This window comes from Streptococcus sp. 'group B' (genome assembly GCF_002073795.1).
GTDB lineage: Bacteria > Bacillota > Bacilli > Lactobacillales > Streptococcaceae > Streptococcus > Streptococcus agalactiae.
This window is the reverse complement of the sequence record NZ_CP020432.1, coordinates 546,473-558,593: the sequence shown is the minus strand read 5'-3', so window position 1 is coordinate 558,593 and position 12,121 is coordinate 546,473. Positions and strand designations below refer to the sequence as shown.

Genomic DNA, 12,121 nt, shown 5'->3' with positions numbered 1-12,121 from the left:
ACCTAAATCCTAAAATAACAAGAAGAAAATAAAGAATAGAATGCTACATCTAAAGTTGCACAAATGTGCATTTTTAGAAAAAGGTTAAGGTGCATTACACACCTCAACCTCTTATCTGCTAGCTATCCCCTTTCCATTTCACATTCATTTTTGTAAGTAATATTATCTTGGATTTTAAAGAATGGGAAGTAAACAGCAGTTGAGATAGCTAAAATGACTATTTGGACGAGTGCACCTTGCCAACCACCTACCATGAATCCAGAAATAATTGCTGGAGTACTCCATGGTAAAGTAACACCTGAGAATGGTTGCATAAAACCAACCGCAATAGCTCCATAAACAATTAAAGCTGCCAAAACTGGTACTAAAATAAAAGGCAGAAACATCACAGGATTCATTACGATTGGAAAGCCAAAGACGATTGGCTCGTTAACATTGAAAATTGCGGGAAAAGCGGCCACTTTCCCAAGTGCCTTGTATTGTTTTGATTTTGCTGCAAAAAGCATCGCAATAACTAGTCCAAAAGTTATTCCTGAGCCCGATAAAATCAAGAAACTATCCAAAAACTGCTGTGTTACAATGTGAGCGCCATTATCTAATGTTAAGCGATTTGCTGCTAATAAAGACTTATTGGCATCTAAATTGGATAGTAACAAAGCAGTCACAATACCATTCACCACAGATTGGCCATGGACACCAAACCACCATAAGAATGAAATAAAGAAAGCAATCCCAATTGCTCCATAAAGTGAGCCTGTTAAGCCTTGCAACGGTACTTGAATGATATCATAAATCATCTCAATAAAGGTACCTCCAGTTGTTACCTTAGCAATCAAATAAACAATCATCGATAAAAGAAAGATAACAAAAGCTGGAATCATAGCTTCAAATTGTTTTGCTATTGCCTGTGGTACTTGCTCTGGCATTTTTATAACAATATGATGTTGGATAAACCATGTATAGATAGCACCAACTACTAAGCCAATAATAATTGCTCCAATAATCCCCTGACCGCCAAACCAAACCTTAGAAATAGCGTCCGCTATTGCTTCTCCTTTTACAGGAATATAAGATGATTTCATTAAAATAAAGAAAGACGAAAGTGATAAAACGCCAGCAGGTAACGGTTCTACACCACTATTTTTAGCATAAGCATAAGCAATTGCAAAACAGGAAATCAAGCCCATAATCGCAAAAGTTCCTGAATAAACTTGCATAAATGGTTCTGTCCATTCTGGTCCAAAAACATTAGCTATGGCTTGATTAAGACCTTTAAATGGAAGCTGCCCTAATATTAAAAAGAGACTCCCAACAACTGTTAGTGGTAAAATTGCTAGCATGCCATCTTTGAGTGCAATAATCCCTCGCATATTGACAAACTTCATAATCGGAGTAATTATTTTCTGACTATCAAACTTTGACATATCAAGCCTCTTTTCTTGTTTCCAATAAACTCAAAGCAAGTTTCAAAACTTTTACACCATCCAACATACCATAATCTGCCATTGGAATAACTGCTATCGGTACACCGTATTCATCACAGATTGATTTTGATTTATCTAGAGTATAGCTAACTTGTGGACCAAGTAATGCAACATCTAAATCTTTAGCATAATCTGCAATTTTTCCTTGTGAATAAGCTTCAATATGTGCCTCTATCCCTTCTTTATCCGCTGCGATTTTCATATTGTTTACTAACATACCTGTTGAAAAACCTGCTGCACAGAATAAACCAATTTTTATCATATTTGATCCCCTTTACTTATTTTTGAATATGTAATTCCTGGCGTAAATCAATAATTTCTTTAATCAAGTTAATCTCAGTAATACTTGTCATCAAATGATCCTGAGAATGAATAAAGAGTGCTGAGATATCTGTCCTTGTCCCTCCTGCTTCTTGTGCAAGGAATTGTGTTTGAAGATTATGAGCTTCTAGGAGTGCACTATCTGCTAGTTCTATTTCAATTTTACTTTCTGCAAAATTTCCTTCTTTTGCAAGTTTTAAGGCTTGATAGATATGTTGTTTAGCATCCCCAGCATTCAAAATGAGCCCCATAATAATTTGGTCTGCGACTATGATTTCCATAAGCACCTCCGCTTTAATGATTTTTTATAAGTTTAAACTTTCTTACAAAAGGTTCTAATTTTCTTTCGCAAAACAAATGTAACATGTCCCTTAATCGTCGTCAATAGACCTTGTGCCCTTTATGATAATAGCGCACTTTTGTGCTTATTCTATAACAATTCACTTGGTAATAGAAACATTATTAAAAGAGCTAGGAATAAATCCTAGCTCTTTTGATACATAGTATCCACAAAGGTGTCTTTATCTAATCTTAAAATATTTAAGGCTGTGGAAAAATCAGTAACTAAATGATTAATATACCCCTTTTTTAAAACGGCTAAGAGTGCCGCAGCCTTATAATTGCCATGAGCAACCGCTATTCTATTAGGAACTTTCTGTAGTTGTTCTAAGGTAATTCCTATTGTCCTTTTAGCTAAATGTTGATTCACAGAATCACCTGAATGATTAAAAAAACGACAAGTAATTTCACCTACAGCTGCTTCTTCATCCAAGCATTGAAAATCTTCTTGATTTAAAAGATCAAGCCACTGTTGTTCATTGCTTTTAGGTTTACCACCAACGCCCACAATTGCCACATCAAGTTTTTCCCAATTATCCATTAGCCCCTCAAAATATTTTGAAGTTAATATTCCTTTCGCTAAATTAGCGTTTTCTTGAACTAGAGTTGCATTAATGAAAGTACAACTTCCTTGGAAACGCCTTGACATTTCGTAAACCAGAGTATTAACGTGATAGCGTGCATTAATATGACTTGGACCTCCGGCCAAAGGAACAAAAGAAACTTGAGAAACCGGATGAGGACGCATTGCTTCAACTACTTTACTAAGTGTCCTCCCCCAAGCAATCCCCACCTTGTCATTCTCTTTAATTTTTTTTCGAATCATAGCTGCAGCTACATGTGCTAAATCCTTCTCTATCTCTGAAGTATCGCTATCTTTTCGCGAAGAAACAATCTCAATATCTTTAAGGTGATACTTACTTTTAAAATAGGATTCTAACTGAAAAATTTCTGGATTAAAATCTGAAATTTCGATTCTAACAAGACCTTCTTCTCTCGCTTTGGCTAACATACGACTTATTGTTGTACGATAAATTCCTAATTCATTGGCAATCTCAGATTGGCTTTTCCCTTCCATATAGTAAAGGTAAGCTACTTTAGCTAACAATTTTTGACGCTCTAATTTCATACTCATAACCTTTCAGCATTTGCTTCAGTTTAACAAAAAGGTTACATCTGTGCAATTTGACATGACACTTTATCTATTATCGCCACAAATGTGCAAAATGTAAGAAAAATAGCCTCTTTTATGGTACTTGTAATAAAGATTGAATGGTAATCTCTGCTTCTTGGAACAAGTTAGCAATATCCGAATTTGGATGTTTATCTGTAATAACTTGTGATACAGTTGACAACGGAAGCTGTTCCACCAATGCAGTCTGATTAAACTTACTAGAATCTGTTAAAATAATGACTTCATCGGCAGCATTCGCCATCTCTTGTGCAACTTCAGAACGCATTAAATCTCTACCCATAAATCCTAGTTTTGGATCAAAACCATCAGTCCCAACAAAAGCTAACGAGACATGAAAAAGTGAAATCATCTTTTTCAAGAGAGGACCTACCGTAACCTGTGAACTTGATTGATACTCACCACCAAGTAAGACAATTTGGCATGAATCATACTCTCGTAAATAGTTAGCAATAAAGCAAGAGTTGGTCAAAATAGTGACATTTCGCTTTGTCTGACAGATATTTTCCGCTAAAAGAGCACAAGTAGAGCCTGATTCTATTAAGATAGTGTCATTGTCAGACACCATATTTGCAGCTAAGGCAGCAATTTCTTTTTTAGTTTTATGGTTAAAAGATAACCTAACATTAAGATCATCCCCACTGTTTAAAACTGCATAACCGTGCTCTCTATGCAAAAGCCCTTTGCCTTCTAGTTTATCTAAATCTTTACGTATGGTTACTTTAGAAACTTGCAACAACTCCGAGAGTGTATTAACATCTATTTTTTGGTACTGGGATACTAAACTAATAATATTTTCTAATCTATTCATGAAACACCTCCTTTCTATTTTATCATTTTTTATTTATTAAACAAGTTCAATAAACTTTCATTCGTAATTGACTTTGTTACGTATAAAAGGTATACTTAAAATGAAATTGAGGAAAATAATATGACAAATGAAAAAGGTATTGTGTTCAACATTCAACATTTTAGTATTCACGATGGTCCAGGTATTCGAACAACCGTTTTCTTAAAGGGTTGTCCTCTTAGATGTCCTTGGTGTGCTAATCCCGAGTCGCAAAAAATGGTTCCAGAAACAATGAGAGATGCCATTACTAATGAAAGCGTCATCGTGGGCGAAGAAAAATCGGTTGATGATATTATTGAAGAGGTTTTAAAAGATATTGATTTTTACGAAGAATCTGGTGGGGGCATAACGCTATCTGGCGGTGAAATATTTGCACAATTTGAATTTGCCAAGGCAATTTTAAAACGTGCTAAATCACTGGGAATCCACACGGCTATTGAAACAACTGCTTATACTAGACATGAACAATTCATAGACCTTATCCAATACGTTGATTTTATTTACACCGATTTAAAACATTACAATAGCCTCAAACACCAAGAAAAGACGATGGTTAAGAATGCTTCAATCATCAAAAACATTCATTATGCTTTTGCCAACGGTAAAACGATTGTGCTACGTATTCCTGTCATACCTAATTTTAACGATTCATTAGAAGATGCTGAAGAATTTGCTTGTTTATTTGATCGCCTAGATATCCGTCAAGTGCAACTCTTACCTTTCCACCAATTTGGACAAAACAAATATCGATTACTTAATCGTCAATATGAAATGGAAGAGATCGCTGCACTACACCCAGAGGATCTACTCGATTATCAAGCTATTTTTAGCAAGTATAATATTCACTGCTACTTTTAAATATTTAAAACCTAGACTTGTCATTAATCAAATCTAGGTTTTTGTTTATTTATTATTCAAGTAGGCTAGACCTTCCTCAACCCAACTAGGTAAATTTTCCTCAAGTGGTTTGAAACCTATCTTAAGACGATTGTTAGAAAATCGATGACGATGCTGAATATGATGTCTTTCTTCTTCAAGGGTCCGAAGCGATAAACTTGCTTTTTGTGTAAATTCATCTACATCTATAACCTGAACATAGACTTCATCACCTACACTAAGAACATCATAAATATTATCAATGTAACCTGTTTTAATTTCAGAAATATGGATAAGTCCAGTCCTACCATCCTCAAGAGAAACAAAGGCTCCATAAGGCCTAATGCCAGTGACTGTTCCCTTTAACTTATCGCCAATCTTCATTTTATTCTTTAACCTCAATCGTTAAAATAACAACATCTTCCAATGGTTTGTCTTGAGAACCAGTCTCTACTGCCGCAATCTCATCAAGTACCTCAAAAGAACTTTGGTTTACTAATTGTCCAAATACACTGTGGCGACGATCTAGATGCGGTGTACCACCTTGTCCAGCATACAACTCAGCAATTGGTGTTGGCCAACCACCTCGCTCTAATTCCTTTTTCGCATAAGGAATTTTTGTATTTTGGACGATGAAAAATTGGCTGCCATTCGTATTTGGTCCAGCATTAGCCATTGAAAGAGCTCCGCGAACATTATATAATTCTTCGGAAAATTCGTCTTCAAAACTTTCCCCATAGATAGATTCACCACCCATACCTGTACCAGTTGGATCACCACCCTGAATCATAAAATCTGGAATAATACGATGGAAGATAATACCATCATAATAACCTTGTTTAGCTAAACCAATAAAGTTTGCTACCGTTTTAGGAGCATGATCCGGGAAGAGTTTTACAGTCATATCCCCGTGATTTGTTTTAATGACAGCCACAGGACCTTCTGTATTTTCAATATCTACTTGTGGAAATGTTAATTCTTTTTCTATCAAACCTAGTTCCTCCAGGGCATACAAAATGCCATCTTCTTCTACTTTTTTTGTGATAAAATCTGCTTTTTTTTGAGCTTCTGGGTGTGACACTCCCATCGCCACAGCTAGTCCAGCATAATCAAAGAGTTCTAAATCATTGAGCTCATCTCCGAAAACCAAGATATTCTCTGGCTTTAAGCCCAAATGTTCAACAACTTTAGAAACACCTAAAGCCTTCGATGTTCCTTTTAACACAACATCTGAAGAATGATCATGCCAACGTATCAAGCGAAGATGTTCATCTAACGGTTCAGGTAGATGAAGGCTATCTCCTTTATCTTCAAACGTCCACATCTGATAAATATCATGTTCTTTATTGAAATCTGGATTAACTTCGAGATCAGAATACACAATATCAATCGCATCATTTACCAAATCATCACGATCTGATAAAACTGCCTCATGACGACCAGCTAAACCGTACTTAATACCAACAGTGTCTGCCCATTTCTTATATTGCTCTACATATTCAGCAGGAATAGGACGATGGAAGATGATATTCTTATCCTTGTCCTTAACATAAGCTCCATTTAATTTTACACAATAATCGGCATTTAAATCTTGAACTTCTTTTGGAACGCCATATCGTGCCCTTCCTGAAGCAATACCTACAACAATTCCTTTATCTTTCAAAGCTTTAAAAACTTTTAAGATCGATGGTGGCATATAACCTGTATCTTTAACACGAAGCGTGTCATCAATATCAAAAAACACCGCCTTTATTTTTTTTGCTTTATATTTAGTTTTTGCGTCCATGACTAACCACTTTCATTAACATAGTGTCTCTATTATATCACTTATTCATCATCTTGTGGTACCAAATGGTGTTGGAAAGCATAGACAACCGCTTGAGTTCGATCTGCCACATTTAGTTTTCCCAAAATATTAGAAACATGAGTTTTAACAGTCTTTAACGAGATAAATAATTCATCAGCAATCCTTTGATTGTCATAACCTTTGGCTAATAAATTAAGGATATCACGTTCCCTTGCTGTTAAGCCCTCATGTAAAGCTGGACATTTATCATGAGCCTTAATTTTCTTATCTACTTCATTTTCAATAGCTTGTTCTCCCCTTGCAACTTTACGAATGGCATTAAGAATCTCTGCTGCACTTGAGGTCTTTAACATATAGCCTTTGGCACCTGCTTCAATAACAGGGTAAATTTTTTCATTGTCCAAGTAAGATGTTAAGACTAAAATAGCAGCTTCTGGCCAATCCTTCAACAATGCTAAGGTTGCTTCTACACCGTCCATTTCAGGCATTACTAAATCCATAACAACAACGTCTGGACGTAACTCCAGTGCTTTTTTTATGCCTTCTAAACCATTTGAGGCTTCACCTATTACTTCAACATCAGCTTGTAAGTTTAAAAAACTTTTTAAACCGAGACGAACCATCTCATGGTCATCAACAAGTACAATTTTTATTTTATCCATTTTTATCCTCACTCTGATTTACTAAAGGTAATCTTATATCCATAGCAACTCCTTTACCAGGCTGACTGAGAAGCTGTAAATTTCCTGCTAAATCTTCTACTCGATCTTCAATATTTTTTAATCCATAACTTAAATCATAGACAGAATCCATATCAAATCCAATACCATTATCAATCATTTTTAACTGCAATTCATTCTCTGTTTGATTGAGGTACACTTCGAGACGACTGGCTTGTGAATGCTTTAAAGTATTACTGATAAATTCTTGACCAATTCTAAAAATATTGTCTTCAATCTTTTTGGGTAAGGTTAGAATTGATTCGTGATAAACAACTTCAATGTCGCTCTTATCGGTCAATTCTTTCAATATCATTTTGAATCCTTCAGATAGGGTCTTATTTTCTAATTCAACTGGCCTCAAATGAAGTAGCAGAATTCTCAAATCATTTTGTGCATGCTGAAGCATTTCCTCTACTGCTAATAATTGCGAGCCAACCTGATCAACGTCTAGCTGAGAAACATTCTGTGCAATCCCTGACAAAACCATGGAAGCTGCGAACAAATCCTGACTAACTGTGTCGTGTAAATCACGTGCAATACGCTTACGTTCTTGTTTCACAATTTCTTGGCTTTTTAAAATACGACTATTTTCCTTAGATTGTAGACTTGCTGTCATTAAATTCATTTTTTTAGAGAGCCGTTGAATATTGGTCGATATTTCAGTACCATCATCGGTAACATTTATTGATTGGTTATTTAAAATGCGACGTAAATTATGGTTAATTTGACGTTTACTATTATCGTCTAATAAAAACCAAGTTAGCAATAAAAGGATAGTTACCGCTAAAGATAGAAAGAAAATAGAGAAAATCAGTTGTTCAATCAGCCACAAACGAGACGTTTGATAGAGGTGCACCAAATTAACACCCAAACTATCAATAATGACAAAACAAATGGCAAATATAATAACACTTCCATAGAAGAAAGCTAAAAAGTAGTGGTGCTTTTTCATTTACGACTAACCTCAACTTTCCCAGCGATAGTGTTTACAACTAATTTGACACGTTTCAAAAGGTAATATTCTTCCTCTTGTGACAATTTTATAGATTCATTTCTTAGATCATACTCCTCAAAATCAAAGTACTGTACACTACCGTAAACAGAACTAATATCAGCCTTTACGGCAACGTCTAAAGGAACCAATACTTTGGTATCACCAAAAACTTTTTGAATTATAATAACATTATCCTGCCCAGATACAATAACATTTGTTAAATCAATTGTATCAGTCCCAGAGATTCTTATAATATTAATATCTTCAAAAGCATAAAAGTCACTTTCGTGCTGATCAGTACCTAACCATTGGTTTCGTGTTGTCTTAACATCTAATTGATGGTTCTTAAATTGAATCAAAGCATAACGATTTTTTTTCTTAACTTGCGAGAAATGATTGATTAGAACATACAAAACTGCAAAAACAACGGCTGCAATAATGTAAGGGTTAAGCATAAAGATTAAAAATAGTAATAACAAACTTGTCGTTAACAGAAAATTATGACGACTATCGTTGTTATAAAATCTTAAGGCTAAAAGAATCAAAGCGAGAATAAAAATAAAACTTGTCCAGTCATCTGATAAAATTTTCATTAATCCCATAACTAAGACAACGGCTTCAACAAGTAGAAAAAACTGAAATTTTTTCATAATAATCCTTCCATTACTCTATATGACGTATTTTATCAAAAAGCCCTATACTTTGCACCATTATTGAGAGAAAAATTTGGCATATTGGCAGAACCTTTCTAGGCATGGTCTCTACCATAGCAAATTAAAAAGAAGACTTTAACATCTTCTTTTTAATTTTATTGAGTTAATGGATTGTTAGCTGTTCCTGTATTAGTTGTACTATCACTTGGTAGTGTTGAACTACTTGTAGAAGTGCTACTACTATCAGAAGTGCTAGCATCCGTTGATGAGCTTACAGAATCCGAGGTAGTTGTTCCTGTTGAGCTTGAAGCCGAAGAATCTATTGGCGTAGATGATGAGTTATTTGTTGTTTTAGAACCAAGAAGATACAGCTTAACTTTATCTCCTCTCCTTAATCCAACTTCTCCTCCGTAATAAGGATCCTGACTTGCTATCTTACTTGAAGATGGAGGTGTTACTACTGCTTGATAAACGCCATTTTGCATTTGATAGAAGACAAGATTATCTGCATCTAATCCGAGGTCTGTCAAGGTTTCTATTACTTCTCCAACTGTCATACCTGTTACATCAGGCATAATCATTGGATCATTAACAGCAACCGTAAGTGTTAATTTCTTATTACCATCAGGATTAAAAGATGTTCCTTCTGGAAGCGACTGTGCTAAGATTGTACCAGTAGTATAATCATTATTAATTTTACGCTTAACCTTGATTAAAGATTTTTTAACACCTTTGCCTTGAAGATCTTTGAGGATATCTTTGTAATTATGTTCCTTATAATTACCTAGAGTGAAACTCTTGTTTGGAGTGGCAATATAAAGATTAACTTTAGCCCCTTCTCTACGAGAACGTCCTGCAGCAGGGTCTGTTTTTACGACAAGGCCTTCTGAAACACTATCACTCTCAATATTACGAATAGCTCCTACTTTCAATCCAGAATTTTCCAATGTCATTTTTGCTTGAGCTACTGTTTTGTTGCTAACATCTGGAACACGAATAGTCGTAGGACTTACTAAAATTTTATAAGCAAATACAATTATTCCTACAACACAGAGTGCAAAGAATAATTTCATGATTGTACCAAGAAGTCGATGAGAAGCCTTCTTTTTAGACTTCGTTTTATCGTTACTCGCAGAATCAGGAGTTATTTTTTCTGTTGTTTTGGCCTGTTTTTGATTACGCAACAGTTGTTCTGTCGTTAAAGATGATACTGTAGATGTTACTTTTGGTAGTGTCTTAGTACTCTCAGTATCATTAAAAACAAGTTTTGGTTCACGGTGACGTGTCGAGCTTAGAGCAGTTGATAAATCACGTCCCATCTCATAAGTTGTCTTATAGCGATCTGTTAGCTTTTTAGCTGTTGCTTTAATGACAATGTTTTCCAAAGCTTGTGGAACGCTTTTATTTTCTGCAAGGATTGATGGTAGTGGTTTTTGGAAGTGCTGTAGGGCAATAGTAACTGCACTATCCCCATCATAAGGAATATGGCCAGTTAACATTTCAAAAAGCATGATTCCCATGGCATAAATATCACTCTGAACAGTCGCTTTTGAACCACGCGCCTGCTCTGGCGATAAATAATGAACACTACCTAACATAGAATTCGTTTGCGTTAAACTAGTTTCAGCAAACGCTACCGCAATACCGAAATCTGTAACTTTTACAGTCCCTTTTTTAGTTAATAAAATATTTTGAGGTTTTAAATCACGGTGTACGATACCTTTCTGATGTGCCAGTGACATGGCTGAAAGGACTTCATTCATGATTCGAACAACTTCATTATTTGATAGGGGTGCATTGTCTTGAATATACTTTTTTAAATCGAATCCATCAACATATTCCATTACTAAGAACTGCTGTCCGTCTTCTTCACCTATATCACGAATAGCGACAATATTAGGATGTGTCAGCTCAGCCATTGCTCGTGCTTCTCTCTGGAAGCGAGCAACCGCAATCTGATCTGTTTGATAATTGGTTCGCAATACTTTTATTGCGACCTCTTCATTATCTAAAATTAGATCTCGAGCTAGATAAACATCCGCCATTCCACCTCGTCCGATTGATTTAAGGATCCGATAACGACCAGCAAATAATTTGCCAATCTGAATCATTAAACCGCCTCACTTTCAACGTAAACTAGTGCCACAGTGATATTATCAAGACCTCCTCTATGGTTTGCTAGAGTGATTAAATCTTGATTCTTATCATCTAAGGTTTTTTCTTGTGTTAGTACTGTAGCAATATCGGCATTACTCAACATATTAGTTAGTCCATCACTATTAACTACAAGGTAGTCACCTTCTTCAAGTAGATGAACTCCTAAATCAGGTTCGACTGGATTGGCTTGACCAATTGATTGCGTAATAATATTTTTTTGAGGATGACTAGCAGCTTCTTCTTCTGTTAATTGGCCGGCTTTTACCAATTCATTAACAAGAGAATGATCACTCGTCAATAAATGATACTCCCCTTGACGAACGATACCGATACGTGAATCTCCTACATGTGCGAAAATAATATTATCTCCTACAATGGCAACTGCTTCAATGGTAGTTCCCATACCTTTGTAATCATCTGACTGACCTAATTCATATATTTTGCGATTCTCAGTTTCAATAGAGACAAGCATCCAATCACGAATTTCTGATAACTCAGAAAAATCTGTCTCCGCCCAATCACTTCCTAGATCAGTTACAGTCATCTCGCTAGCAATATTTCCTGCACGATGTCCTCCCATACCATCTGCTAAGATGATTAGTGGGACGCCGGCTTTATTTTCAAATTGATTAATAAAATCTTGATTATTGGAACGACGTTGCCCAATATCTGTTAAAAGAGATATTTCCATATATTTTTTTCTGACGATGTCAGTTTCCTCCTAGA

Annotated in this window: 13 protein-coding genes; 1 reads left to right on the top strand and 12 read right to left on the bottom strand. The window is 35.5% G+C overall.

The genetic code is table 11. The annotated features are described in order from the left end of the window. Positions 1-122: 122 nt before the first annotated feature. The 5 genes from A6J68_RS03170 to A6J68_RS03150 all read right to left on the bottom strand — a co-directional run bounded on the left by A6J68_RS03170 (position 123) and on the right by A6J68_RS03150 (position 4,147). A complete protein-coding gene (locus A6J68_RS03170) occupies positions 123-1,424 on the bottom strand; it encodes a PTS sugar transporter subunit IIC (protein ID WP_000032671.1) in 1,302 nt (433 codons plus the stop codon). 1 nt (position 1,425) lies between these two features. Then, positions 1,426-1,746: a PTS sugar transporter subunit IIB gene (locus tag A6J68_RS03165; RefSeq protein ID WP_000590363.1), complete on the bottom strand. Its 321-nt coding sequence runs from the start codon at positions 1,744-1,746 to the stop codon at positions 1,426-1,428. 16 nt (positions 1,747-1,762) lie between these two features. Next, the gene (locus A6J68_RS03160) at positions 1,763-2,086 is read right to left on the bottom strand and encodes a PTS lactose/cellobiose transporter subunit IIA (protein WP_000402898.1); all 324 of its coding nucleotides are present in this window, start codon (positions 2,084-2,086) and stop codon (positions 1,763-1,765) included. Positions 2,087-2,289: 203 nt separating this feature from the next. Continuing rightward, complete coding sequence (locus A6J68_RS03155) at positions 2,290-3,273, bottom strand: sugar-binding transcriptional regulator (protein ID WP_000764461.1); 984 nt, start codon at positions 3,271-3,273, stop codon at positions 2,290-2,292. Between the two features lie 118 nt (positions 3,274-3,391). Then, on the bottom strand, positions 3,392-4,147 hold the full coding sequence (locus A6J68_RS03150; RefSeq protein WP_001080743.1) for a DeoR/GlpR family DNA-binding transcription regulator: 756 nt from the start codon (positions 4,145-4,147) through the stop codon (positions 3,392-3,394). 120 nt (positions 4,148-4,267) lie between these two features. Between A6J68_RS03150 and A6J68_RS03145 the strand changes: the two genes are divergently transcribed. Further along, the gene (locus A6J68_RS03145; RefSeq protein WP_000180538.1) at positions 4,268-5,044 is read left to right on the top strand and encodes a glycyl-radical enzyme activating protein; all 777 of its coding nucleotides are present in this window, start codon (positions 4,268-4,270) and stop codon (positions 5,042-5,044) included. Between the two features lie 45 nt (positions 5,045-5,089). On the opposite strand, the gene A6J68_RS03140 is transcribed toward A6J68_RS03145, so the two are convergent. The 7 genes from A6J68_RS03140 to A6J68_RS03110 all read right to left on the bottom strand — a co-directional run bounded on the left by A6J68_RS03140 (position 5,090) and on the right by A6J68_RS03110 (position 12,086). Then, positions 5,090-5,446 carry a S1 RNA-binding domain-containing protein gene (locus A6J68_RS03140; protein WP_000689608.1) on the bottom strand — a complete coding sequence of 119 codons (357 nt, stop codon included), beginning with the start codon at positions 5,444-5,446 and terminating at the stop codon, positions 5,090-5,092. A gap of 1 nt (position 5,447) precedes the next feature. After that, entirely contained in the window at positions 5,448-6,848 is a 1,401-nt protein-coding gene (locus A6J68_RS03135; protein WP_000339135.1) for a bifunctional Cof-type HAD-IIB family hydrolase/peptidylprolyl isomerase, read from the bottom strand. A gap of 41 nt (positions 6,849-6,889) precedes the next feature. After that, positions 6,890-7,531, bottom strand: a complete 642-nt coding sequence (locus tag A6J68_RS03130) for a response regulator transcription factor (protein WP_000357891.1) — start codon at positions 7,529-7,531, stop codon at positions 6,890-6,892. Further along, positions 7,524-8,543 carry a sensor histidine kinase gene (locus A6J68_RS03125; protein ID WP_000716168.1) on the bottom strand — a complete coding sequence of 340 codons (1,020 nt, stop codon included), beginning with the start codon at positions 8,541-8,543 and terminating at the stop codon, positions 7,524-7,526. Before A6J68_RS03125 ends, A6J68_RS03130 begins: the two co-directional genes overlap by 8 nt. Further along, on the bottom strand, positions 8,540-9,235 hold the full coding sequence (liaF, locus tag A6J68_RS03120) for a cell wall-active antibiotics response protein LiaF (protein ID WP_000714456.1): 696 nt from the start codon (positions 9,233-9,235) through the stop codon (positions 8,540-8,542). Before liaF ends, A6J68_RS03125 begins: the two co-directional genes overlap by 4 nt. Positions 9,236-9,393: 158 nt before the next feature. Next, positions 9,394-11,349 carry a Stk1 family PASTA domain-containing Ser/Thr kinase gene (gene pknB, locus A6J68_RS03115; protein WP_000614565.1) on the bottom strand — a complete coding sequence of 652 codons (1,956 nt, stop codon included), beginning with the start codon at positions 11,347-11,349 and terminating at the stop codon, positions 9,394-9,396. Continuing rightward, the gene (locus A6J68_RS03110) at positions 11,349-12,086 is read right to left on the bottom strand and encodes a Stp1/IreP family PP2C-type Ser/Thr phosphatase (protein ID WP_000406233.1); all 738 of its coding nucleotides are present in this window, start codon (positions 12,084-12,086) and stop codon (positions 11,349-11,351) included. Before A6J68_RS03110 ends, pknB begins: the two co-directional genes overlap by 1 nt. Between the last annotated feature and the right edge of the window lie 35 nt (positions 12,087-12,121).

Coding starts and splice junctions, on each gene's coding strand:
- A6J68_RS03170 (WP_000032671.1), bottom strand. CDS start 1,424: ATGTCAAAGTTTGATAGTCAGAAAATAATTACTCCGATTATGAAGTTT.
- A6J68_RS03165 (WP_000590363.1), bottom strand. CDS start 1,746: ATGATAAAAATTGGTTTATTCTGTGCAGCAGGTTTTTCAACAGGTATG.
- A6J68_RS03160 (WP_000402898.1), bottom strand. CDS start 2,086: ATGGAAATCATAGTCGCAGACCAAATTATTATGGGGCTCATTTTGAAT.
- A6J68_RS03155 (WP_000764461.1), bottom strand. CDS start 3,273: ATGAAATTAGAGCGTCAAAAATTGTTAGCTAAAGTAGCTTACCTTTAC.
- A6J68_RS03150 (WP_001080743.1), bottom strand. CDS start 4,147: ATGAATAGATTAGAAAATATTATTAGTTTAGTATCCCAGTACCAAAAA.
- A6J68_RS03145 (WP_000180538.1), top strand. CDS start 4,268: ATGACAAATGAAAAAGGTATTGTGTTCAACATTCAACATTTTAGTATT.
- A6J68_RS03140 (WP_000689608.1), bottom strand. CDS start 5,446: ATGAAGATTGGCGATAAGTTAAAGGGAACAGTCACTGGCATTAGGCCT.
- A6J68_RS03135 (WP_000339135.1), bottom strand. CDS start 6,848: ATGGACGCAAAAACTAAATATAAAGCAAAAAAAATAAAGGCGGTGTTT.
- A6J68_RS03130 (WP_000357891.1), bottom strand. CDS start 7,531: ATGGATAAAATAAAAATTGTACTTGTTGATGACCATGAGATGGTTCGT.
- A6J68_RS03125 (WP_000716168.1), bottom strand. CDS start 8,543: ATGAAAAAGCACCACTACTTTTTAGCTTTCTTCTATGGAAGTGTTATT.
- liaF (WP_000714456.1), bottom strand. CDS start 9,235: ATGAAAAAATTTCAGTTTTTTCTACTTGTTGAAGCCGTTGTCTTAGTT.
- pknB (WP_000614565.1), bottom strand. CDS start 11,349: ATGATTCAGATTGGCAAATTATTTGCTGGTCGTTATCGGATCCTTAAA.
- A6J68_RS03110 (WP_000406233.1), bottom strand. CDS start 12,086: ATGGAAATATCTCTTTTAACAGATATTGGGCAACGTCGTTCCAATAAT.